At 74.3% G+C, this 23,455-nt stretch carries 19 protein-coding genes and 1 pseudogene; 11 read left to right on the forward strand and 9 right to left on the reverse strand.

Annotation, left to right across the window (positions count from 1 at the left end):
- Positions 1-56: 56 nt before the first annotated feature.
- Positions 57-1,313 carry an FAD-binding protein gene (locus ACIQFU_RS25955; RefSeq protein WP_402554571.1) on the reverse strand — a complete coding sequence of 419 codons (1,257 nt, stop codon included), beginning with the start codon at positions 1,311-1,313 and terminating at the stop codon, positions 57-59.
- 107 nt (positions 1,314-1,420) lie between these two features.
- Between ACIQFU_RS25955 and ACIQFU_RS25960 the strand changes: the two genes are divergently transcribed.
- From ACIQFU_RS25960 to ACIQFU_RS25975, 4 genes are all read left to right on the forward strand, one after another.
- The gene (locus tag ACIQFU_RS25960; RefSeq protein WP_402554572.1) at positions 1,421-2,740 is read left to right on the forward strand and encodes a radical SAM protein; all 1,320 of its coding nucleotides are present in this window, start codon (positions 1,421-1,423) and stop codon (positions 2,738-2,740) included.
- Between the two features lie 245 nt (positions 2,741-2,985).
- On the forward strand, positions 2,986-4,089 hold the full coding sequence (rsgA, locus tag ACIQFU_RS25965; RefSeq protein ID WP_402554573.1) for a ribosome small subunit-dependent GTPase A: 1,104 nt from the start codon (positions 2,986-2,988) through the stop codon (positions 4,087-4,089).
- 21 nt (positions 4,090-4,110) lie between these two features.
- The gene (locus ACIQFU_RS25970) at positions 4,111-5,592 is read left to right on the forward strand and encodes a bifunctional transcriptional activator/DNA repair enzyme AdaA (protein WP_402554574.1); all 1,482 of its coding nucleotides are present in this window, start codon (positions 4,111-4,113) and stop codon (positions 5,590-5,592) included.
- Positions 5,589-6,116, forward strand: coding sequence for a methylated-DNA--[protein]-cysteine S-methyltransferase (locus ACIQFU_RS25975; RefSeq protein WP_402554575.1), 528 nt, complete (start codon positions 5,589-5,591; stop codon positions 6,114-6,116). Before ACIQFU_RS25970 ends, ACIQFU_RS25975 begins: the two co-directional genes overlap by 4 nt.
- Here ACIQFU_RS25975 and ACIQFU_RS25980 read toward each other — a convergent pair.
- Positions 6,079-6,561, reverse strand: a complete 483-nt coding sequence (locus ACIQFU_RS25980; RefSeq protein ID WP_402554576.1) for a DUF456 domain-containing protein — start codon at positions 6,559-6,561, stop codon at positions 6,079-6,081. The two genes, ACIQFU_RS25975 and ACIQFU_RS25980, sit on opposite strands and share 38 nt — an antisense overlap.
- A gap of 61 nt (positions 6,562-6,622) precedes the next feature.
- The gene (locus ACIQFU_RS25985; RefSeq protein WP_402554577.1) at positions 6,623-7,606 is read right to left on the reverse strand and encodes a helix-turn-helix domain-containing protein; all 984 of its coding nucleotides are present in this window, start codon (positions 7,604-7,606) and stop codon (positions 6,623-6,625) included.
- Positions 7,607-9,078: 1,472 nt separating this feature from the next.
- Here ACIQFU_RS25985 and ACIQFU_RS25990 point away from each other — a divergent pair.
- From ACIQFU_RS25990 to ACIQFU_RS26000, 3 genes and pseudogenes are all read left to right on the forward strand, one after another.
- Positions 9,079-10,389, forward strand: a pseudogene (locus ACIQFU_RS25990) (protein phosphatase 2C domain-containing protein); the annotation flags it as partial.
- Positions 10,390-10,531: 142 nt separating this feature from the next.
- A complete protein-coding gene (locus tag ACIQFU_RS25995) occupies positions 10,532-12,274 on the forward strand; it encodes a pyruvate dehydrogenase (RefSeq protein ID WP_402554578.1) in 1,743 nt (580 codons plus the stop codon).
- A 128-nt stretch (positions 12,275-12,402) separates the two neighbouring features.
- Positions 12,403-12,816, forward strand: a complete 414-nt coding sequence (locus ACIQFU_RS26000) for an ATP-binding protein (protein WP_402554579.1) — start codon at positions 12,403-12,405, stop codon at positions 12,814-12,816.
- Positions 12,817-12,862: 46 nt separating this feature from the next.
- Here ACIQFU_RS26000 and ACIQFU_RS26005 read toward each other — a convergent pair whose 3' ends face one another.
- Positions 12,863-13,927, reverse strand: a complete 1,065-nt coding sequence (locus tag ACIQFU_RS26005) for a DUF2637 domain-containing protein (protein ID WP_402554580.1) — start codon at positions 13,925-13,927, stop codon at positions 12,863-12,865.
- 314 nt (positions 13,928-14,241) lie between these two features.
- Positions 14,242-15,087: a (2Fe-2S)-binding protein gene (locus ACIQFU_RS26010; protein WP_402554581.1), complete on the reverse strand. Its 846-nt coding sequence runs from the start codon at positions 15,085-15,087 to the stop codon at positions 14,242-14,244.
- A gap of 168 nt (positions 15,088-15,255) precedes the next feature.
- Between ACIQFU_RS26010 and ACIQFU_RS26015 the strand changes: the two genes are divergently transcribed.
- Positions 15,256-16,071: a GntR family transcriptional regulator gene (locus tag ACIQFU_RS26015; RefSeq protein WP_402554582.1), complete on the forward strand. Its 816-nt coding sequence runs from the start codon at positions 15,256-15,258 to the stop codon at positions 16,069-16,071.
- A gap of 46 nt (positions 16,072-16,117) precedes the next feature.
- On the opposite strand, the gene secD is transcribed toward ACIQFU_RS26015, so the two are convergent.
- From secD to ACIQFU_RS26035, 4 genes are all read right to left on the reverse strand, one after another.
- Positions 16,118-18,496 carry a protein translocase subunit SecD gene (gene secD, locus ACIQFU_RS26020; RefSeq protein ID WP_402554583.1) on the reverse strand — a complete coding sequence of 793 codons (2,379 nt, stop codon included), beginning with the start codon at positions 18,494-18,496 and terminating at the stop codon, positions 16,118-16,120.
- An 80-nt stretch (positions 18,497-18,576) separates the two neighbouring features.
- Positions 18,577-18,963: a hypothetical protein gene (locus ACIQFU_RS26025; RefSeq protein ID WP_402554584.1), complete on the reverse strand. Its 387-nt coding sequence runs from the start codon at positions 18,961-18,963 to the stop codon at positions 18,577-18,579.
- A 100-nt stretch (positions 18,964-19,063) separates the two neighbouring features.
- A complete protein-coding gene (locus ACIQFU_RS26030) occupies positions 19,064-19,846 on the reverse strand; it encodes a response regulator (RefSeq protein ID WP_402554585.1) in 783 nt (260 codons plus the stop codon).
- Positions 19,847-19,854: 8 nt separating this feature from the next.
- Positions 19,855-20,802 carry a HAMP domain-containing sensor histidine kinase gene (locus tag ACIQFU_RS26035; RefSeq protein ID WP_402554586.1) on the reverse strand — a complete coding sequence of 316 codons (948 nt, stop codon included), beginning with the start codon at positions 20,800-20,802 and terminating at the stop codon, positions 19,855-19,857.
- Between the two features lie 372 nt (positions 20,803-21,174).
- Here ACIQFU_RS26035 and ACIQFU_RS26040 point away from each other — a divergent pair, with 372 nt between their 5' ends.
- Genes ACIQFU_RS26040 through ACIQFU_RS26050 form a run of 3 tightly spaced genes read left to right on the forward strand, consistent with a single transcriptional unit; the run spans position 21,175 to position 22,754 of the window.
- Positions 21,175-21,501, forward strand: a complete 327-nt coding sequence (locus ACIQFU_RS26040; RefSeq protein WP_402554587.1) for a TraR/DksA family transcriptional regulator — start codon at positions 21,175-21,177, stop codon at positions 21,499-21,501.
- Positions 21,502-21,552: 51 nt separating this feature from the next.
- Positions 21,553-21,933, forward strand: a complete 381-nt coding sequence (locus ACIQFU_RS26045) for a TraR/DksA family transcriptional regulator (protein WP_402554588.1) — start codon at positions 21,553-21,555, stop codon at positions 21,931-21,933.
- Positions 21,930-22,754 carry a rod shape-determining protein gene (locus ACIQFU_RS26050; protein WP_402554589.1) on the forward strand — a complete coding sequence of 275 codons (825 nt, stop codon included), beginning with the start codon at positions 21,930-21,932 and terminating at the stop codon, positions 22,752-22,754. The genes ACIQFU_RS26045 and ACIQFU_RS26050 overlap by 4 nt, the downstream gene beginning before the upstream one ends.
- Positions 22,755-23,455: the final 701 nt, after the last annotated feature.

The following is a 23,455-nucleotide window of genomic DNA, read 5'->3' on the forward strand; positions in this document are numbered from 1 at the left end:
GTTGCCGCACCGTGCCGCCCGCGCCGGCCACCGGCGCCCTGCCCGCCTGCCGTCCGTCAGCCCGCCAGCACCCCCCGCACGAACGCGTTGGTGAACTTCCCCGCCGGGTCCAGCTCCCCGGCCAGCGCCCGGAAGTCGCCGAGCCGCGGATACAGCGCGCGCAGCTCGTCCGCCGGGGTCGTGAACACCTTCCCCCAGTGCGGGCGGGCCGCGAAGGGCGCGAGCGCCTCCTCCAGCCGCCGCACCACCGGCAGCACCGCCGCCGTGTCCTCGACCCAGGTGAAGTGCGCCGCCGCGGTGTCCCGCCCGTAGGCCGGGCTCAGCCACTGCTCGTCGGCGGCGACCGTACGGATCTCGCAGGTCTGCAGCACCGGCGCGAGTACGTCGCGTATCGCGTCCATCGCGTGCAGGGCCTCCAGTGCGTGCTCGCGGGGCATCAGGTACTCCGACTGCAGCTCGGCGCCGCTGCTGGGCGTGAACTCGGCCCGGAAGTGCGGCAGCCGCTCGTGCCAGGGCCCCGGCACGCCGAACTGCTCCGTGCAGTTGACCGCGGGCATGCCCGGCACCGGGTGCATCTTCTCGACGGCCGGTGCCGCGTACGGGAAGTCGGGCAGCGGCCGGTCGGAGCGCCGCTTCAGCCACACCTGCCGGAAGCCGGGCGCCCGCCAGTCCGTGAACAGGCTCACGCTGTACGCCGCCGCCATCACCGTCTCGAACGTCGCCGGGTCGAGGCCGGCCAGCGGCAGCTCGGTGAAGACGTGCTGCTCCACCTCGTAGGCCGGCTCCAGGCCGAGGGTGAGCGAGGTCACCACGCCCAGCGCGCCGAGCGAGGTCACCGCCCCGCCGAACCGCTCGTCGCCGCGGGCGATCACCACGGTCGAACCGTCCGCCGTGACCAGCTCCACCTCGCGCACCACCGACCCCAGCGGACCGTTGCCCACCCCGGAGCCGTGCGTGCCGGTCGCCACGGACCCGGCGACGGAGATGTGCGGCAGCGACGCCATGTTCGCCAGCGCGAGCCCCCGCGCGTGCACCAGCCGGGCCAGCTCGGCGTACCGCACGCCGCCACCGACCCGCACCGTACGGGCCGCGGTGTCGACGTCCACCTCGGACGGCAGGTCCGCCAGCGACAGCAGGACGCCCCCGTCGCCCGGCTCCGCGATCTCGTTGAAGGAGTGCCCGCTGCCCAGCACCCGCACCCGGTCGCCGTCGGCCACCAGGGCCCGCAGGGCGTCCAGGGAGTGCGGCCGCAGCAGTTCCTTGGCCGTGTACGTGATGTTTCCGGCCCAGTTGGTGACCGTGACGTCGCTCATACCGCGGAAACCTACCCGGCGCGCCTGGGAGGGGCCCCGGGCGGGAAGCCGCTGTCGCGGGGGCATACCGTGAGAAGTCGAACGCCGGAGCTGGGAGGAGACACGGGATGGACAGCCGTACCGCGCTGGTCGAGGATCTGATGGAGCGGTTCCCGAACGTACCGCGCGAGGCCGTCTTCAAGGAGGACCTCCTGCGCGGCGGTGTCGCCTTCGACCCCTCCGCGCTGAGTGACAACGAGGACGGCGAGGTCAAGCCGAAGTCGTACTTCATCTTCTCCTTCGACCACGGCACCCTGCCCGAGCTGGGCGAGGCCGCCCTGCGCCGCCCGCCCGAGGAGATCATCCTCACCGGCGGCCCCTACGACCTGCGCCGCACCGTCGTCTCGGTCCGCGTGAACCCGGCCTCCCCCTACCGGGTCGCCGCGAACGAGGACGGTGTCCTCGGCCTCTACCTGGACGGCAGGCGGATCTCCGACGTCGGCGTGCCGCCGATGCCGGAGTACTACCGGCACAAGCTCTCCAACGGGAAGTCGGTCATGGAGGTGGCCCCGACCATCCAGTGGGGCTACCTGATCTACCTGACCGCGTTCCGCGTCTGCCAGTACTTCGGCGCCAAGGAGGAGTGCCAGTACTGCGACATCAACCACAACTGGCGCCAGCACAAGGCGGCGGGACGGCCGTACACCGGCGTGAAGGACGTCGACGAGGTCCTTGAGGCGCTGGAGATCATCGACAAGTACGACACCGCCAAGATCTCCACCGCGTACACCCTCACCGGCGGCGCGATCACGACGAAGGTCCAGGGCCTGGACGAGGCCGACTTCTATGGGCGGTACGCCAAGGCCATCGAGGAGCACTTCCCCGGCCGCTGGATCGGCAAGGTCGTGGCCCAGGCCCTGCCCAAGCCGGACGTCCAGCGCTTCAAGGACTACGGCGTGCAGATCTACCACCCCAACTTCGAGGTGTGGGACGAGTATCTGTTCAAGATGTACTGCCCCGGCAAGGAGCGGTACGTCGGCCGCGACGAGTGGCACAAGCGCATCCTCGACTCCACCGAGGTCTTCGGCGCGCGCAACGTCATCCCCAACTTCGTCGCGGGCGTGGAGATGGCCGAGCCCTTCGGCTTCAAGACCGTCGACGAGGCCATCGCGTCCACCACCGAGGGCCTGCGCTTCTTCATGTCGCACGGCATCACGCCCCGCTTCACCACCTGGTGCCCCGAGCCCACCACCCCGCTCGGCAAGACCAACCCCGACGGCGCCCCGCTGGAGTACCACATCCGCCTGCTCCAGGCCTACCGCCAGACCATGGAGGACTTCGGCCTCTCCTCGCCCCCCGGCTACGGCCCGCCCGGCGCCGGCAACGCGGTCTTCTCGGTCAGCTCCTTCATGGACAGCCTGCCGGAGGACGCGCCCGTGGAGGTGTGAGCGGACGGGGTCGTGGTTATTCGGTGGCGCGGCCTCCGAGCGCGCGACTAAGGTGACCGAAGTCCGAGCGGCGGCCCCAGCGGCCGCCGACAGGGGTCTTGCTGAGGAGGTGTCGACCAATGGCTGTCACTGTGACGGGCGCTGCCCGCATCCAGGAGTCCATCGAGTCCACCTCCGCGGCCACCGGCTGATCCCAGCCGCTCCCTGAGTTCTCGCGCCGGGGCCGCACCCTGAAGGGTCACCCCTTGACTTCCACGTTTTCCACCTCCCCCTACTCCGCCCTGTCCTCCTACGGTTGGGACGACACCTGGGCCGACGCGTTCGCGCCGTACGCCGCCGAAGGGCTGCTGCCCGGCCGGGTCGTCCGGGTCGACCGCGGGCAGTGCGACGTCGTCACCGCGGCCGGTGTGCTGCGGGCCGACACCGCGTTCGTCACCCCCAACGACCCCCTGCGCGTCGTCTGCACCGGCGACTGGGTCGCCGTCGACCCCGAGGGCGGCAACCCGCGCTACGTACGGACGTGTCTGCCGCGCCGTACCGCCTTCGTGCGCTCCACCTCCTCCAAACGGTCCGAGGGGCAGATCCTCGCGGCCAACGTCGACCACGCCGTCGTCGCCGTGTCGCTCGCGGCCGAGCTGGACCTCGCCCGGATCGAACGGTTCCTCGCCCTCGCCTGGGAGTCGGGGGCGCAGCCCCTGGTCGTCCTCACCAAGGCCGACCTGGTCCCCGACCCGGTGACGCTCGCGTACCTCGTCCAGGACGTGGAGACCGCCGCGCCCGGCGTGCCGGTGCTGTCCGTCAGCGCCGAGCAGGGTGAAGGGCTCGACGTGCTCGCCGCCGTCGTCTCCGGCGGCACCGCCGTGCTGCTCGGGCAGTCCGGCGCCGGCAAGTCCACCCTCGCCAACGCGCTGCTCGGCGACGACGTCATGGATGTCCAGGCCATCCGCGACGTCGACGGCAAGGGACGGCACACCACCACCACCCGCAACCTCCTCGCCCTGCCCGGCGGGGGAGTGCTGATCGACACCCCCGGGCTGCGGGGCGTCGGGCTGTTCGACGCGGGCAGCGGCGTGGACCAGGTGTTCGCCGAGATCGCGGAGCTGGCCGAGGAGTGCCGGTTCCACGACTGCGCCCACGAGAGCGAGCCCGGCTGCGCCGTCCTCGACGCCGTCGGCAGCGGTGTGCTGCCCGAGCGGCGGCTGGAGAGCTACCGCAAGCTCGTGCGGGAGAACCAGCGCATCGTCGCCAAGACCGACGCCCGGCTGCGCGCCGAGATCCGCAAGGAGTGGAAGCGCCGGGGCGCCATCGGCAAGGCGGCGATGGAGGCCAAGCGGGGCGGCCTGCGGTAGTCCGGCGGTCCCTCCAGCGTGATGTCCGATTTCCGCCAGCCCGGTCCTCCGGTCTGGCGGAGACTGGACGGCGTGACACGGACAGCGGAGCACGAGAAGACACGCGACGACGGCAGGTACGAGGCCGTGCGGAGCCGGGACGCCCGGTTCGACGGCGCGTTCTTCTTCGCCGTCGAGACGACCGGCATCTACTGCCGGCCCAGCTGCCCCGCGGTCACCCCGAAGCGGCACAACGTGCGGTTCTTCGCGACGGCCGCCGCCGCGCAGGGCTCGGGTTTCCGGGCCTGCCGGCGGTGCCGTCCCGACGCCGTGCCGGGCTCCGCGGACTGGAACGTCCGCGCCGACGTCGTCGGCCGCGCCATGCGGCTGATCGGCGACGGCGTCGTCGACCGGGAGGGCGTCGCCGGACTCGCCGGACGGCTCGGCTACAGCGCCCGGCAGGTGCAGCGCCAGCTCACCGCCGAGGTGGGCGCCGGACCCGTCGCCCTCGCCCGCGCCCAGCGGGCGCACACCGCGCGCGTCCTGCTGCAGACCACCGGCCTGCCGGTCACGGAGATCGCCTTCGCGTCCGGGTTCGCCAGCGTGCGGCAGTTCAACGACACGGTCCGGGCCGTGTACGCGACCACCCCGAGCGGGCTGCGCGCCGCCGCCCCGGCCCGCGACCGGGCCGCCCGGCACACGGCCACCCCCTCCGCCGGCGTCCCGCTGCGCCTCGCCCACCGCGGCCCCTACCAGCCCGGCCCCGTCTTCGACCTGCTCCAGCGGGAGGCCGTCGCCGGGATCGAGGAGGTGAGCGGCGCACCCGGCCGGCGCGTCCACCGGCGCACCCTGCGCCTGCCCCACGGCACCGGGATCGTCGCCGTCCGGGAACGGCCGGGCCGGCCGGACCGGGCGGGCACCGGGGGCGGGGGCTGGCTGGACGCCCGCCTCCACCTGACCGACCTGCGCGACCTGACCACGTCCGTCCAGCGGCTGCGGCGGCTGTTCGACCTCGACGCCGACCCGTACGCCGTCGACGAGCGGCTCGGCGCCGACCCCCGGCTCGCCCCACTGGTCGCCGCCCGACCCGGGCTGCGCTCACCGGGCACCGCCGACCCCGACGAACTCGCGGTGCGGGCCCTGGTGGGGCGCGCGGAGGCCGAGCGGCTCGTCCGGCGGTACGGCAAGGCGCTCGACGCGCCCTGCGGCACCCTCACCCACCTCTTCCCCGAACCGGCCGCCCTCGCCGAGGCCCTGCCGGACGGCACCCCGGGGGCGCTCGCCGCCGCCCTCGCCGACGGCGCCGTACGGCTGGACCCCGGCGCCGACCGGGACGACGCCGAGCGCGCCCTGCTCGCCGTGCCCGGCCTGGACGCCCGTACCGTCGCCGTCGTGCGCACCCGCGCCCTCGGCGACCCGGACGTCGCCCCGCCCGGCCCCGCCGTCCCCGACACCTGGCGCCCCTGGCGCTCGTACGCACTGAACCACCTGCGCGCAGCAGGAGAGTGGGAGAACGACCGATGACCACCCCCGCCACCTATTGGCACGAGACCGACAGTCCCGTCGGGCGGCTGCTGCTCACCGCCGGCCCCGACGGCGCGATCACCTCCCTGTCCGTCCCCGGGCAGAAGGGCGGCCGGAGCGTCCAGGACGGCTGGCTGCACGACGCCGGGCCCTTCCGGGCCGTCGAGGAGCAGCTCGCCGCCTACTTCGCCGGGGAGCTGACGGAGTTCCGGCTGCCGCTGCGCGCCGAGGGCACCGCCTTCCGGGAGCGCGTGTGGGCCGCCCTGGACGACGTGCCCTACGGGGCGACGACGACGTACGGCCGGATCGCCGCCCGCATCGGGGCCTCGCGCCCGGCGGTACGCGCGGTCGGCGGCGCGATCGGCGCCAACCCCCTGCTGATCCTGCGCCCCTGCCACCGGGTGGTCGGCGCCGACGGCTCCCTGACCGGGTACGCGGGCGGTCTGGAACGCAAGACGCGGCTGCTGGCCCTGGAGGGCGCCACGGTCAGCCGGCCAGCACCGCTCCCAGCCACGCCCCGGTGATCAGCAGGCACGCGAACAGCTCCGTCAGCAGGTCGGCGCCGCCGTGCCGCATCGCCGTCCGCAGCGACGCCATCGCCTCGCCGTGCCGCCCGAGCCGCAGCCGCTCTGCGAGGTAGATGCCGCCCATGAAGCCGGGGATCGCGCCCAGTACCGGGACGACCACGAAGCCGAGGACGGCGCCGGCGCCCCCGTACGCCGTCAGCCGGCGCATGGCCTCGTCCCGGCGTCTCCTGCGGTTCGGCAGCGCCCAGCGCACCGCCCGGGACAGCAGCAGGGCGACGGTGGCGCCGACGAGGACGGCCCACGCGAGCGGCTGCGGATCCTTCAACGCCCACCACAGGACCCCGGCCCACACCAGCCACGATCCGGGCACGCCGGGGAGCAGGACGCCGCACAGCCCGAGCAGAACGACCAGGCCGGTCAGCAGGAGGTCCCACGCTCCCATCTGTCCAGGGTGCAGGAGTCCGGCGCGGTCCGCAGAAGTACGGCGCGGCGGGTGGTGGCCCTCAGGGTTTCCTGGCCACCCAGTCCCGCTCGTAGGCGTGCCAGCCCAGCTGGAGCCGGGTGGTGACCCCGGTCAGCTCCATCAGCCGCTTCACCCGCCGCTGTACGGTCCGCAGGCCCAGGTCGAGCTGCTTGGCGACGCTCGCGTCGGTCAGCCCGGCGAGCAGCAGCGAGAGGATCTCCAGGTCGGTGCCGTCGGGGCCGTCCGGGCCGTGCTCGGTCACGCCGGAGGCGCCCAGACGCAGCGGGAGGGCGTCCCGCCACACGGCCTCGAAGAGGCCCGACAGCAGCTCGAGGAGGCCGCTGGCGTGCACGACCAGCGCGGCGGGCTCCGAGGAGCGCGCGGTGAGCGGCACCAGGGCCAGGGACCGGTCGGCGACGACCAGCTTGGTCGGCACCCGGTCCACGACCCGGACCTGCTCGTCGCGGCCCAGCGCGGCGGTCAGCTCGGTGATGCCGCTCGGCAGGTCGAGCACCGAGCGCTCGACCACCACGCGGTAGCGGACACCGCGTCCGGTGGCCTGCTCCTCCGCGTCGTTCTCCATGCCGGTCACGGCCACCGGCCGGTCGGTGACCAGCGCGCAGACCTCGTCGCTCGCGCCGAGCTGCAGCTGGAGGAAGCGCCGGGCGACGGCCGCGGCGCCGGTCACCACCTCCACCAGGTCGTGCACGGCGGGTTCGGCGGCAGCCGCCCGGTACTCCTGCGCCAGCAGGGCCGCCGCCAGCTCCGCCCGGTCCAGTTCGTGCCGCTGCTGGGTGAGCAGCGCGCCCAGTGCGACGCCCGGCGGGGCCGCGACCCAGCGGCCCGGGCGGGCCGAGGACTGGGCGGCCAGCCCGTTCTGCTCCAGCCGGCGCAGCACGCGCTCGGTGTCCTGCTCGCCGAGCTCCAACCGCCGCGCCAGGTCGGGCACGTCGGCCGCGCCCACCGACACCAGCGCCCGGTACGCCGCCTCCTGCGTGCCCTCCAGCCCCAGCACTCCCAGCATCAGGCGTCGCCCCTCCCTGGAACCATGGTCATCACCAGCGGCGGGGGCCCGCATGTGGCGGAAAACGGCCACGGCGTAAACCCGCCCGTGGACATCATCGCCGTACCGCCGGTCACTCTGCCAAGGTGGCGTCGCCGAGCGGTCCTCCCGTGGGGGGTGGGGCCGCTCGGCCACCCCACCTCGGAGAACCGTTCGACGCGTCCCCCGACACGCCGCCCGGCGCGCGCCGGACCGCCCGAATTTTCCGATGCCCCGTTCTCATCCGGGCCCGTCGGTGGACAATCAGGAGCATGAGTCAGCAGGGGGGAAGGCCCACCGGTCCCACCGGTCCCACCGGTCCTGAGGACGACTGGTGGGGGCAGCTGTACGACGACTCCACCGACGACACCGGCCCCACGGCCGCACCCGATTCCCTGGACGACCGCTTCGCCTCGGCGTCCGGCACGGTGAGCGGCCGCCCCGGTCCCGGCACCGAGGACCAGGCGACGGGGCCCGCGTCGGTCCCCACCCCGCCCGACCCCGGGGCCCCTTGGTGGGCCACGGCCCGTCCCCCGGGCGTCCCCGGCCCCCGCACCGCGGGGCCGGCGGGCGGCACCGGGCCCCTGCGCGCCGGTGACGAGCCTTCGCGTGCCGGCGGGCCGCCGCTTACGCCGGGACCGACGCGGGCGGGTGACGATCCCACGCGGGTCGGCGGGCCGCCGCGCCCCACGGGCCCACCTGGGGTCGGTGACGATGCCCCGCGTGACGTGCGAGCGTCGGGCCCCGAGTCCGCGCCGCACGTCGGCGGCGACGCCTCCCGCGGCAGCGGGTCGACGGGCGCGGCAGACCCCTCGCGGGTCGGCGACGAATCCGGCGGGCCCCGGGGTGCCTCCGTCCCGCCGCGCCCCCCGGCACCTGTGCGGCGAGACGAAAACATCGACCCCCGCGACAGCGCACCCCCGCACCCCCCGGCCCCACCCCGCCCGACAGCCCCGTGGGAACCCCCCTCCGCGTTTCCCACCGGCCCGGCGAACTTCCCGCCGGGTCCCGAACGGTTCGGCACCGTGCCGCCGGGGGGTGAGCGGTCCGGCACGGTGCCGCCGGGGGGTGAGCGGTCCGGCACTGTGCCGCCGGGGAGTGAGTGGCCCGGCGCTGCCTCGCCGGGGAGTGAGCGCGCCGGTGTCGTGCCGCCGTCGGGTCCCGAGCGGTTCGGGACGGTGTCGCCGGGCGACGAGCGCCGCGACACTGCCCCGCCGGGGAGTGAGCGCGCCGGTGCTGTGCCGCCGTCGGGTCCCGAACGGTTCGGCACCGTGCCGCCGGGCGACGAGCGGTCCGGCACTGTGCCGCCGGGGGGTGAGCGGTCCGGCACGGTGCCGCCGGGGGGTGAGCGGTCCGGCACTGTGCCGCCGGGGGGTGAGTGGCCCGGCGCTGCCTCGCCGGGGAGTGAGCGCGCCGGTGCTGTGCCGCCGTCGGGTCCCGAGCGGTTCGGGACGATGTCGCCGGGGGGTGAGTGGTCCGGCACCGTGGCGCCGGGTCCCGAGCGCGCCGGCACTGCCCCGCCGAGGGGTGAGTGGCCCGGCAGTGTGCCGCCGGGGGGTGAGCGCGCCGGCACTGCCCCGCCGGGGGCTGAGCGTCGCGGTACTGTGCCGCCGGGGAGTGGGTGCCCCGGTGCCGTGTCGCCGGCGGGTGCCGGGTGGCTCGGCTCCGGGCCGTCCTCGGTCGTCCCGGAGGCGTCGGTTCCGCCGCCGTCCGCGGTGTCCGGTGGCCGGGGTGGAGGTGGTGATCCGCGGGGACTCACCACCTCGGGGATCGGAGCCGCCGACCTCACCGAACCGCCCGCCGACGTTCCGCCGCCCCGGACCGGGTCCGGCCTGCCCCCGCTTCCGCCGCAGTTCCTGCCCTCGACGCCCGCCGGACCGGACGGCGCCGACCGGGGCTACGTCGGCTCCGGGCCGCCCACCTACGACGCCGAGCCCACCGCGTTGCCGCCCGCTGATCCCGACGGCCTCGACGGGCTGGTCCCCGACACCGTGCTGGAGGGCGCCCGGTACGGGACGTGCACGCTGCGGGCCGTCTCCGTGCGCGGGGACTCCGCGCGCTACCGGGGCGAACCGCGGCGCGACGCGCTGCTCGTCGCCCGGTTCGGCGCAGGCGAGCAGGCGCTGGTCCTGGTGGCGATGGCGACCGGCGCCCGCGCGACCGCCGGGGCACACCGGGCGGCGGCCGAGGTGTGCCGGTGGATGGGGCGGGCCGTGGGGCGCAGTCATGCGCGGCTCGCCGAGGACCTGCGGGCGGCCCGGCGCGGCGACCTGAAGTCCGGCCTGCACCGCCTCACCGACCGCAGCCTCGGCCGGCTCCGCGCCGGCGCCGCCGAACAGGGCCTCGCCCCGGACGAGTACGCGGCCACCCTGCGCTGCCTGCTGCTGCCCGCCGACCCGGAGTGCCGCACCCGGGTGTTCTTCGGTGTCGGCGCGGGCGGACTGCTCCGGCTGCGCGACGGCACCTGGCGGGACATGGAGCCGGACGTCGGCGACGTCACCGGTGAGCCCGTCCTCGGCTTCGGCTCCGATCCGAGGAGCACGCCCGACGACGCGCCGGGCGAGACGCCCGACGGCGACCGGCTCACCATGGACCTCGGCATCACCACGGCCCCGGGGCCGTACGACGGACCGCCCGTCGGGCCGCCCCGCGAGCCCTTCCGCTTCCGGGCCTCCGTAGCCCGCCCGGGTGACGTGCTCCTGATGTGCACCGCGGGCCTCGCCGAGCCGCTGCTGACCGAGCCCGAGCTGGGCGAACTCCTCGCCCGCAGATGGACGGGCCGTCCGGCGCCGGGACTCGGGGAGTTCCTCACCGACAGCGGCGTCCGGGTCAAGGGGTACGCGGACGACCGTACGGCCGCCGCCGTTTGGGAGGCGTGAGGCCGCTCGCTGTGGCATAGCTGGAGCCATGGCCAAACAGAACGTCGCGGAACAGTTCGTCGACATCCTCACCCGCGCCGGGGTGAAGCGCCTCTACGGAGTGGTCGGGGACAGCCTCAACCCGGTCGTGGACGCCGTGCGCCGCCACTCCGGCATCGAATGGGTGCACGTCCGGCACGAGGAGACCGCCGCCTTCGCCGCCGGCGCGGAGGCCCAGATCACCGGGAAGCTGGCCGCGTGCGCGGGCTCCTGCGGACCCGGCAACCTCCATCTCATCAACGGGCTCTACGACGCCCACCGCTCCATGGCCCCCGTCCTCGCCCTCGCCTCGCAGATCCCCTCCAGCGAGATCGGCCTGGGCTTCTTCCAGGAGACCCACCCCGACCAGCTGTTCCGCGAGTGCAGTCACTACAGCGAGCTGATCTCCAGCCCGAAGCAGATGCCGAGGCTGCTCCAGACCGCGATCCAGCACGCCGTCGGCCAGGGCGGCGTCAGCGTCGTCTCGCTGCCCGGCGACATCGCGGACGAGCCCGCCCCGCAGGGGGTCGCCGAGACGGCGCTCGTCACCTCCCGGCCCACCGTCCGGCCCGGCGACGAGGAGATCGACCGGCTGGTGCGGATGATCGACGACGCCGACAAGGTCACCCTGTTCTGCGGCAGCGGCACCGCGGGCGCGCACGCCGAGGTCATGGAGTTCGCCGGGAAGCTCAAGGCACCGGTGGGGCACGCGCTGCGCGGCAAGGAGTTCATCCAGTACGACAACCCCTACGACGTCGGCATGAGCGGGCTCCTCGGCTACGGCGCCGCCTACGAGGCCACCCACGAGTGCGACCTGCTGCTCCTGGTCGGCACCGACTTCCCGTACAACGCCTTCCTGCCGGACGACGTGAAGATCGCGCAGATCGACGTCCGGCCCGAGCACCTGGGCCGGCGTTCCAAGCTGGACCTCGCGGTGTGGGGCGACGCCCGGGAGACGCTGCGCTGCCTGATCCCGCGGGTGAAGGAGAAGAAGAACCGCCGCTTCCTCGACCGGATGCTGAAGAAGCACGCGGACGCCCTGGAGGGCGTCGTCAAGGCGTACACCCGCAAGGTCGACAAGCACGTCCCGATCCATCCCGAGTACGTCGCCGCCGTGCTCGACGAAATGGCCGACGACGACGCCGTGTTCACCGTCGACACCGGTATGTGCAATGTCTGGGCGGCTCGTTACATCTCGCCCAACGGACGCCGCCGCATCATCGGTTCCTTCTCCCACGGCTCGATGGCCAACGCGCTGCCGATGGCGATCGGCGCCCAGTTCACCGACCGGCGCCGGCAGGTCGTCTCGATGTCCGGCGACGGCGGCTTCACCATGCTGATGGGCGACTTCCTCACCCTCGTCCAGCACGACCTGCCGGTGAAGGTCGTCCTCTTCAACAACTCCTCGCTCGGCATGGTCGAGTTGGAGATGCTCGTCGCGGGCCTGCCCTCGCACGGGGTGGCCAACAAGAACCCCGACTTCGCCGCCGTCGCCGAGGCCTGCGGCGTCTTCGGCGTACGGGTGGAGAAGCCCAAGGACCTGCCGGGGGCGCTGAAGGCGGCGTTCAAGCACAAGGGCCCCGCCCTCGTCGACATCGTCACCGACCCCAACGCCCTGTCCATCCCGCCGAAGATCAGCGCCGACATGGTCACCGGCTTCGCCCTGTCCGCCTCGAAGATCGTCCTGGACGGCGGCGTCGGACGCATGCTCCAGATGGCCCGCTCCAACCTGCGCAACGTCCCCCGGCCGTGACCGAACGGACCGCCGGCAGGAAACTCGATGACTGCCGGGGGCCCGAACGGGCAAGGCTTTCCCCGTGAAGTTGTTCGACCCAAGCGCGACAGACGGGGGGAAGCGACATCAGCGCGCCGACGGGGGACATGAAGGAGGAGGCGGTGTCACAGCTCAGGCGACGGCTCGGCCGGGCCGACCTGCGGGCGGTGCCCGAGGCCCGGCGGGCCCTGCGTGAGCTGCTGCGGCACTGGGGCGGGCCCGGACAGTCCGAGGTCGCGGAACTGCTCACCAGCGAGCTGGTCACCAACGCGCTCGTGCACACCGACGAGGGCGCCGTCCTGACGGCGACGGTCGGGCCGCACGCCCTGCGGGTGGAGGTACGGGACTTCGTGGGCCGGGTCGGACAGCCCCGGCCGCGTGCCCCGCGGGAGGAGAGCACCAACGGCAGAGGGCTGGTCCTGGTCGAGTCGCTCGCCGACGACTGGGGCGTACGGCCCTGCGAGGTGGGCAAGTCGGTCTGGTTCGAACTGGGCACGGAAGCGGAGGCGGAAGCGGCCTGAGGCGCCGGAGAACCGGCGCCTCGGATCGTCCGTGCCCCGACCCGGCCTAACCGAACTGCTGCTCCAGGTCCTTGAGCTTGCGCTCCAGGGAGTCCAGGCGGGGCAGGGCCTGGGTGTCGTCCTCCGCGGTGAGGTCCACGGTCTCCACGGTCCTGTGCTCAGATCCGCTCCGCACGGGCTGAAGGGAGGGACGCGGGCTCGCCGCGGGCAGCTGCTCCGGGGTCGATATGGCAGGCTCCGCGGTGGCACGCTCCGAGCCCCGCTCGACCTGCTGCACCTCGACCTCGACCGGGCGGCCGCCGCGGCCCGGGAAGCCGCGGTGGCCGTGGCCCCGGCTGATCGCCTTGAGCTGCGCCCGCTCCAGCCGCTCCTGCTCGCGCCGCCGCAGCTTCTTCTCCTCCTTCTGGCGCCGGTCGTCGCGCACCTCCTCGACCGCCTCGTCCAGGCTGCGCACGCCCTCCAGGAGCATCAGCGACCAGGCGCGGTACGTCTCCCGGGGAGCGCGCAGCCAGCGGACCATGCGGATCTGCGGCAGCGGACGCGGCACCAGACCCTGCTCGCGCAGGGCGGCCCGGCGGGTCTGCTTCAGGGCCCGGTCGAACAGCACCGCCGCCGACAGGGACATGCCCGCGAAGAAGTGCGGGGCACCCGCGTGCCCCAGGCCGCGCGGCGCGTGCACCCAGTTGAACCAGGCCGCGGCGAACGCGAAGGCCCACACGAGTATCCGCGAGCCGAGCGCCGCGTCACCGTGGCTGGCCTCGCGCACCGCGAGGACGGAGCAGAACATCGCCGCACCGTCGAGGCCGAACGGGACCAGGTACTGCCAGCCGTCGCTCAGGCCGAGGTTCTGCTCGCCGAAGCCGACCAGACCGTGGAAGGAGAGCGCAGCCGCGACCGCGGCACAGCAGAAGAGCAGGACGTAGGAGAAGGTGCCGTAGAGGGCCTCCTTGCGCCGGCGGCGCTCCTCCATGCGCTCCCACGAGTCGTCCGCGCCCGCGTCCTTCCCCGAGGAACGCTTGCCGCGCGCGAGCACCGCCACCGCCGCCAGCATGCCCAGGAGCAGCACGGCGCCCGGAAGCAGCCAGTTCAGCGATATGTCGGTCAATCTCATCTGGGGTCCCTTGCAGTGGGATAGGGCGTAACGCCCGCCATGGTGGCCCAAACCCAGCGGCCCTCAGGGGGTTTCGGGGCAAGAGGCCGCCAAGGGAGTGCAGAGGGGGTGCCCAGGGCGGCGATCTGCTCGAACTGTCGCATGAGGGGCGGGAGTTGAGTTCGAATAAGACTACCCGTACGAGTGGTTCCACGGAAAGTTACCGCGGTGCGTGGGGAAGTTGTGAAACAGCGTCGACGATCCTAGTCGACGATCTTGGCCCCGCTGACCGCCCGTCAGGGTGCTTCGGTACCGCGGGAGTCCGGCCGGCCGGCTCAGGCCGCCGCGGCGAGCAGCTTGTCCACGCGGTCCGCGTCGCAGGTCCGCGGGCAGGTGGCGCAGGTGTCCTCGGGACGCAGGGTGTAGAACATGCAGCAGCTCGCCCGGTCCCGGGTGTGCAGCGGGGTGCCGTCCGGCCCCTTCAGCTCCCGGAAGGCCGCGTCCCCGACGTACGGCTTGGTGGCGCCCGGCAGCAGCAGCTCCAGCTCGTGCCGCGCCCGCTCCTGCTCGTCGAGTAGGTGGGCCACGTACCACAGGCCCTCGACGATCTCGTCGGTCGCCATGCCCCACAGGGCGCGTCCGCGCCGCCGCGTCCGGGGGCCGAATCCGGCCAGCACCGGCTCCAGGTGCTCGGCCACCGCGGCCCGCACCTCGGCGCGCAGCGCCTCCTCGTCGGCGACCACCCGGGCGCCGGGCAGGGTCGCGGCCGGATCGCCGGGCAGACAGGCGAAGGACGCGGCGCGCACGGCCATCCGGCCGAGCGGCAGACCGGCGGCCGTGCGGTCGTAGGCCACGTGGGCCGCGGGATGGCGGGGCACCCTGCGGTGCAGGAACCACGGCACGGTGATCAGCAGGCAGGCCGGCCACGCGTACCGGTGCAGGCCGAAGCTCGCGATCACGTCCGGCCGGGCCCGCTGCCCGTAGTCCCGCAGCACCTGGGCCTCGTCCCAGGCGAGGAACTCCGCCAGCTCCGGCCCGCCCGCGGCGAGCGAGGCGGCCGTGACCCAGCCCTCGCCGCCCGGGATCTCGTCGGCCGCGCCCAGTTCGGTGACGCCCAGCCCGGGCAGGACCTCGGACAGGCGCGCGTAGGCGTCCGTGAAGGCCGTACGGGCGACAGGCATGCGGGACCACCGATCCACGTCGGGACAACGGGCTGCTTAGAGGTAAGCCTTACCTTACCCAAGATGCTTGGGATTTGAACTGACGGCCCCTGCGCTTATGGTGCTTGACGGACAGGTGACAACCCGCCGCAATGACCTCAAGTACCGACACGTCCCGCAGGAGGACCCGTGAAGTACAGCGCGCAGGGCGCCGCAGGGACGGGTACGGCGGCCGCAGCGGTGCGGATCCCGGTGCAGCCGGGGGCGGCGGACGCGGCCCGGGACCGGAGCCGGGACGGAACCCGCGGCGCCGGGGAGCCGGACGGCCCGGCGCGCGGCGAGCACACCCACGGCGAACCGCCGCTGCCCCGCCCGCGCGCCCTCGTCCAGCGTTCCTCCGTACGCGGGCAGATCCTCGACGCCCTGCGCACCGCGCTGGTCACCGGTGAGCTGCGGCCCGGCGAGGTCTACTCGGCGCCCGTGCTCGGCGAGCGGTTCGGCGTCTCGGCCACCCCCGTGCGGGAGGCCATGCAGCAGCTCGCCCTGGAGGGCGCCGTCGAGGTCGTGCCCAACCGGGGCTTCCGCGTCGTCGAACGCGGCGACCGCGAGCTGGCCGAGCTGGCCGAGGTCCGGGCGCTCATCGAGGCCCCGGTGTGGCTGCGCCTGGCCCGTACGGTGCCCGCCGAGCGGTGGGCGGAGCTGCGCCCCCTCGCCGAGGCCACCGTCCGCGCCGCCTCGTCGGGCTGTCCCGCCACCTACGCCGAGGCCGACCGCGCCTTCCACCGCGCGGTGCTCGCGCTGGCCGGCAACGAACAGCTCGTCCGGGTCGCCGGTGACGTGCACCGCCGCGCCCAGTGGCCGCCGGCCGGCTCGCCGGCCGTGCGCGGCCGGGCCGACCTGGTCGCCGACGCGCACGAGCACACCGCGCTGCTCGACGCGCTGATCGCCGGCGACCCGGACCTGGTGCGGACCCTGCTCGGTCAGCACTTCACCGGCGCGCCCTGAGGGAGGGCGCCCCCGAGCGGGGCGCCCGTCCGCTGGTCAGACCCCTCTAGAGGACCTCCTGCCGTTCCGTGCGGGTCGCGGGAACCCGCTTCCCGGTCCTGCCAGTCCTGCCGGTGTCGCGCCCCTTGCCGTCCCTGCCGCCCCTGCGGCGCGTGCGCCGGGACCCGGCGTCGCGGCCGTGCAGCTCGATGGCGAGCGGGGAGGCGGTGAAGACCGAGGAGTACGTCCCGACCCCCACGCCGATCAGCAGCGCGAGCGCGAAGTCGGTGAGCGAGTCGTCGGCCAGGACCGCCAGCGAGGCGAGGATGAGCACGGCGCCCATGCCCGTGTTGACCGTGCGCGGCAGGGTCTGCAGGATCGCGTCGTTGGTGAGCCGGTCGAACGGCGTCTTCCGCTCCCGGCCCATCAGCTCCCGGACGCGGTCGAAGAGCACCACCGAGTCGTTCACCGAGTAGCCGATCACGGTCAGCAGCGCGGCCAGGAACACCCCGTCGATCGGCTTGCCCAGCCAGGCGAACACACCGACCAGGATGATCACGTCGTGGGCGAGCGCGCTGACCGCCGCGGTGCCGAACAGCATCCGGAACCGGGCGGCGAGGTACAGCAGCTGGGCGCCCAGGGCCAGGCCCAGCGCGATCAGGGCGTCCCGGCGCAGCTCCTCGCCGAGGCTCGGGCCGATCAGCTCGTCGCGGACCTTCTCCGTCTCGCCGCCCAGCTCGGAGACGGCCTTGGTGACGGTCGCCGCCTCGGCGTCGGTCAGCTCCTCCGTGCGCACCGTGAGGTCGCTGTCGCCGGAGGACTGGACGACGGCGCGCGGGAAGCCCGCGTCGGCGAGGGCGTCGCGGGCCCGGTCGGGGTCGACCTGGGTGGCGGTGGAGTACTCGATGAGCCGGCCGCCGGTGAACTCGATGCCGAAGTTCAGGCCGCGCACCAGAATGCCGGAGCCCGCCACCAGGAGGACGACCAGGGAGGCCGCCAGCCAGTGGCGCGGCCGGCGCATCAGGAACGGGTTGCGGCGCAGCAGGGCGTCCCGGACCGGGCCGGTGGTCGAGATGCCGGTGATGCCGGGACGGCGGAAGACCGCCGGGCGGCCCGCGGCGAACTCGGCCAGCACCCGGGTGATCACCAGGGCGCTGACCATCGAGGCCAGGACACCGATGCCGAGGGTGACGCCGAAGCCCTTGACCGGGCCGGAGGCCAGGAAGAACAGCAGGGCGGCGGCGATCAGCGTGGTGACGTTGGAGTCGGCGATCGCGCTGAAGGCGCTGCGGAAGCCGGCGGTCAGCGCCGACCGGGTGCTCGGCCGGGTCCGGGCCGCCTGTTCCTCGCGGGCCCGTTCGAAGACAAGGACGTTGGCGTCCACCGCCATGCCGATCGCCAGGACGAAACCGGCCAGGCCCGGCAGGGTCAGGGTCGCGCCGACCGCGGCCAGGGCCGCGTAGGAGATCAGGCCGTAGCAGAGCAGGGCCACGGTCGCCAGGGCGCCCATCAGCCGGTAGACGACGGTGATGAACAGCGCGGTCAGCGCGGTGCCGATGACGGCGGCCCAGGCACCGGCCGAGATGGCCTCGTCGCCCAGGGTGGCACCGATGGTGCGCTGCTCGACGGTCTCGACCGGCACGGGCAGGGCGCCGCCCTTGATGAGCAGGGCCAGTTCGCGGGCCTCGGTGTCGTCGAAGGAGCCGGTGATCTGTGTGGAGCCGCCGGTGATGCCCGCCCCGCAGGACACGGAGGGGTCGACCTGCGGTGAGGAGATGATCTTGTTGTCGAGCACGATGGCGACCCGGCGCTGGGGATCGCCGGCCGGGTGACAGGCCGCCTCGCCGGTCACCTGGGCCCACCGGTCGCTGCCGGCGTCCTTGAAGTCGACGGTGACGTGCCAGCCCGCGCCGTTCTGCTGGTCGAAGCGGGCGTCGGCGCCCTTGACGTCCTGCCCGGTCAGCGTGGCGTCCTTCAGGCGCAGGGACTGCCCGGACTCGTCCGGCAGCACCCGCTCGCCGTCCTTGGCGGCCGTGCCGTCGGCCCCGTCACCGGCGTTCTCCGCCGGGCCGAGCACCGAGTGGACGGTGAGCTGCGCGGTGCGGCCCAGCACGTCGGCGGCCTTCTTCGGGTCCTGCACGCCCGGCAGCTCGACGACGACGCGGTTCTCGCCGGAGCGGACGATGGTCGGCTCGGCGACGCCGAGGGCGTCGATGCGGCCGCGCAGCACCTCCACGGTCCGGTCGGTGGCCTCCCGGCCGGCCTTGGTGGTCTCGGTGGACTTGGTCTCCAGCACGATCTGGGTGCCGCCGCGCAGATCGAGCCCGAGGCGGACCGGCATGGTCAGGGTGATGGCCACGGACGCGGCCATCACCGCGAGCGCGACGAGCGCACGCACGTTCAGGGAACGGGAACGCGGGCGGGAAGGGGGACGGGAGCGTTTCAACACGGGCCTCCGGCGGGCACGCCGCGGCGGCGGCCGAGCGCGGCCGCGGCGGAAGAAGGTGAAGGGAAGGGAGTGGTGTCTCAGGTGCCGGAGGAGACGGGCGGCGCCCGGCCGCTGTCGTGGCTCGTGCGGCCGGGGGAGACCGGCACCGGGCCGGGCGCCGCCGAGGTCCGTGCGTGGGCTCCGGGGGACGCGCCCGCGCGGAGCGCGGTGGCGGCCGCGTGGTGGTCCGGTGCCGTCGGGCGTTCGGCAGGCAGGTCGTGCCGGGCACGGGGCTGCGCGGCGCAGACCGGCGTGCAGCCGTCGTCGGCGTGGAGGTCGAGGGCCGGATGCGGCACGGCCGTGGCGGCGGCCGCCGCCAGGGGACCACTGGGGCCGACCTGCGCGCCGGCCGCCGGCCAGGCCGGGACCAGAGGCAGCAGGACGGTCAGCAGGACGGTGAGCACGGTCGCGAGCCGTCGGCGCATGCACCGTCCCCTTTCGTGGTGGATGAGCGGGGGAGAGGAGGAGCCCGGGGCTCCGGCCGGGGAGTGGGCGACCAGAGCCACGGGCGGTTCGTGGGGTGCGTCAGGGCTCGATGAGCCCGGCGCGGATGGCGTACCGGGTCAGTTCCAGGCGGTCGCGCAGCCCCAGCTTCTGGAGCAGGTTGGCCCGGTGCCGCTGGACGGTCTTGATGCTGATGAAGAGGATCTCGGCGATCTCCTTCGAGGAGTGGCCCTCGGCGACGAGCTTGAGGACCTCCTCCTCGCGCGGGGTGAGGATGTGGTCGGAGGTCTCCTCGCCGTGCCGTACCCGGTCGAGGTAGTTGCGGATGAGCGCCGTCACCGCACCCGGGTACAGGAAGGGCTCGTCGCGCATCGCGGCGCGGCAGGCGGCGACGAGGTCCCGGTCGGCGACGGACTTGAGCACGTATCCGCAGGCACCCGACTTCAGCGCCTGGAACAGGTACTGCTCGTTGTCGTGCATCGTCAGCATCAGGATGCGCAGCCCCGGCTTCAGCGCGGACAGTTCGCGGGCCGCCTGCAGACCGGTGAGGCGGGGCATCGCGATGTCAAGGACCGCGAGGTCGGCCTCGTGGGCGCGCGCCATGTCGATGGCCTCCGCGCCGTCCCCGGCCTCGGCGACCACCTCGAGGTCCGGCTCGCGGTCGAGGATGAGGCGCACACCGCGGCGTACCAGCGCGTGGTCGTCGGCGAGCAGGATGCGGATCTTCGCCGGGGCGGACGCCTCGGGCGTGCCGTACGCGGATGCCTCGGACGTCGTGGAGGCCGCCGGCGTCGTGGTGGCGGCGGAGCGGCCCGACGCGGACGGCTCCGACAGGGACGGCTCGGACAGGGACGGGTCGGACATGGTCGGGGCTACTTCCTGGGAAGGGGTGCGGTGAGCCGGATGCGGGTGCCGGCGCCGGGCGCCGACGTGATGTCGAGGGCGGCCCCGATGAGCAGGGCCCGTTCACGCATGCCGCGGATGCCGGCGCCCTCGTGCGCCGCCTCGATGCCGCGGCCGTCGTCGGCGATGGTGAGCGTCACCGCGCCCTCCGCGCGGGCCAGGCCCACCTCGAGGCGCTCGGCGTCCGCGTGGCGGGCGGCGTTGGTCAGGCTCTCCTGCGCCACCCGGTAGAGGACCAGCTCGGTCTCGTGGTCCAGGACCGGCATGTCGGCGTCGAAACGGCGCACCACCCGCAGGCCGGTGTGGGTGGCGAAGTCGTGCGTGAGCGAGGACAGCGCGCTGATCAGACCGAGGTCGTCCAGGACGCCGGGCCGCAGCCGGCGCACCAGGCGGCGGACCTCGTCCAGGCTCTCCCGGGTGATCTCCTGCGCCTGGTGCAGCTCGTCGCGCAGCGGCTCTTCGGCGTCGTCCGCGGCGCGTCCCAGGACCAGCAGGATCGCCGTCATGCTCTGCCCGACCTCGTCGTGCAGCTCCTGCGCGATACGGCGCCGCTCCGCCTCCTGGGCGAGCAGGACGCGGGCGCTGCTCGTGGCCCGCTCGTTCTCCAGGCGGTCCAGCATGGCGTTGAACGTGCGGATCAGCTCGGGGACCTCACCGCCGCCGGAGACCGGCAGCCGCTGGCCCGGGCGCAGCAGGTCGACGGTGGTCATCAGCTTGGTGAGCCGCTCCAGCGGGGCCAGGCCCCAGCGCAGCAGTGTGCCGTTGGCCACCAGCATGACGCCCATCCCGCCCACCAGGACGACGGCCTCGGTCAGCAGGATCGGCACGGAGACGGTCACCGGAGCCCACAGCAGCAGCGCCGTGGCGAAGCCCAGCACCACCGCGTTGAGCCCGAAGATCCGCCAGAACAGGGACACCGGGGGTACGCCTCCTTCAGCGACGTGTCGACTGGTACGCCTCTACTGTCGGTCATCGCGCACCCTCGGTGGGAGCTGCGGCCCAGGTAGCGACCGAGCAAGCGACCAGCGTGCCCCTCCCGGACCCGTCCGGTCGATGGGGCCCGGCCCCCATTTACGGCCCGCGGCATACCCATATGGCCGCCCCGGCGAGTGGATCCCGCGCCCCCGCGCAAATGGGTCCTGCGCCCGATGGGTTTCCCGGCGGGTCCCGGCCAGGGTTGAGGATGACCGGGCCCCATCGGCCCGGCGCTCGGCATACCCGCAGAACATCCGAGATGCCGCAGCGGCTTCCGAAACCCGCAGAACCTTCCGAGAAAAGGACCCGTCACCGTGTCGCTCGACGCCTCCCGCATCGAACCCCGCCCCGAGCGGCTGACCGCTCACGAGGCGCGCCAGCGTCTCGAACACGCCCGCAACACCCGCATGACCCAGCTGCAGGCCCTCGACGAGAGCGGCCAGGCGGACGACCAGCTGATGTCCGCGCAGAAGGCCGCGATCGAGCGGGTGCTCAAGGAGATCGACGAGGCCTTCGCCCGGGTCGAGGACGGCACCTACGGCACCTGTCTGGGCTGCGGCAAGCCCGTACCGGGCGAGCGCCTGGAGATCCTCCCCTACACGCGGTACTGCGTCGCCTGCCAGCGCCGCGCCGCCGTCTGACCGCGCCCTTCCGTCCCGTACTCGTCCCTCCCGCCCTGCCCAAGGGGTGAAGTGGTGAACAACCAGATCATCGACGACCGCGACACGCGTCAGCCGGCCCTGTCGCCCGAGGACCTCGCCGTGCTCCGGGAGAACCTCCGGGAGCAGCGGCTGTTCCGCGAGGACCAGCTGCGGCAGATCGCGGCGGTCCCGTCCCGCACCGACGAGCTGATCCAGCGGCGGTCCGCCGCGCAGACCGAGGTCCGGGTCAAGCTGGCGGCCTCCGCGCGCATGGTCCTCGCCGACGTCGAGGCAGCCCTCGACCGCATGGCCGAGGGCCGTTACGGCCGTTGTCATCTGTGCCGGCGCACCATCGACCGCGACCGGCTGATGATCGTGCCGCAGGCCCGCTACTGCGCCCGCTGCCAGCAGGTGCGGGAGGCCGGACGATGACCCTGCTCCGGCGGCCGCGCGCCGGGCTGTCCCGGCACCGGCCCTGGCCGCTGTGCCGGCAGTGCAGCGGCGTCGCCCTCGACATGGGCAGCGCCCGTACCCGCGCCTGGGTCTCCGGGCGCGGGATGATCCTCGACGTGCCGACGGTGACCTTCCCCGGTGCGGGCGCGGTGTACCCCATCCAGCGCGGTTCCATCGTCGACACCCAGGGCACGGCCCGGATGCTCGACCGGCTGCTGGGCCACCGGCTGCCCCGCTTCGCGCGTCCGGTGGTCGTGGTGACCGCGCCGGTGCTGGACGGGCTGGCCTACCGGACCGAGGCCCGTACGGCCGTGGAGGTGCTGCGGCCGCGCAGCGTGCTGACCGTTCCCAGCGCGCGGGCGGTGGCCCTCGCGGCGGGCGCCGACCTGACCCGGCCGCTGCTCGTCATGGACATCGGCGCCCATCTCACGGAGGTGGTGCTCCTGGTCGACGGCGCCGTCTTCGACGCCCGCCGCACCGCGCTGGGCACCGGGGACATCGACGACGCGACCCCGTCCACGCGGATCAGCGAGGCGCTGGCCGACATGACGACCTCGATGCTGCGCCAGGACGGCACGTCGCTCACGGTCGACGCGCTGAGCCGGGGGCCGCTGCTGGCGGGCGGCGGCGCGCTGCGCCCCGAGATCACCTGCCGGCTCGCCGACCGGCTGCACGTACCGCTGCGCGCGGTCCCGGCACCCCACACGGCGGCCGTGCGCGGCGCCGCGAAACTCCTGGACGCCGCACACACCCACCCGTCGACCACGGGCACGGACCCACCGGAGGGCCACCCGCACTGATCCGGCACGGGACCGCTCCCGGCACGCCGGGCCACCTTCCGGTATGCCGGGGCGCGGGCTGGACGCCGGGGTGTCGGTTGCCCGTGGGACGGCCTCGGCCCCACGGGAGGTGCCGGTCGCATCGCTTCAGCGCGGGGCTGGTCCCGGTCGCTGGGCCGCTTTCCGGTGTGCCGGGGTGGGCTGGGTGTCGGGGTGTCGGGGTGTCGGTTGTCCGTCCGTGGGGCGGGCTGGGTCTCACGGGGGGTGCCGGTTGCATCGCTTTGGTGTGGGGCCGGTGACCCGGTCGCTGGGCCGCTTTCCGGTGTGCCGGGGTGGGCTGGGTGTCGGTTGTCCGTCCGTGGGGCGGGCTCGGCCTCACCGGAGGGCCGCCCGGACCGCTTCCGGTGCCGGGCCGGTCCCGGTACGCCGGTCCGTCTCCCGGGGTGTCGGGCGCACGGGCCCGGCACTCCGGAGCCGGCCACCCACCCCGGAGGACGGGGCGCCGGCCGCCCCGGGCGCCGGTGTCCGGGACCGGTTCCGGGGCCACGGAACCGGCACCGGCGCGGGAGGTCGGCCCTGTTCCGGGTCCACCGCACCGGGGCGGGACGCCGGCCGTCGGGCGCGGCCCGGAGGCTCCGGCGTCCACCACCCGTGCGGGGGGGGGGGGGGGGCCCCCGCCCCCCCCCCCCCCCCCCGCCCCCCCCCCCCCCCCCCCCCCCCCC

Source organism: Streptomyces sp. NPDC093065 (assembly GCF_044754585.1).
In the GTDB taxonomy this organism is placed as follows: Bacteria; Actinomycetota; Actinomycetes; order Streptomycetales; family Streptomycetaceae; genus Streptomyces.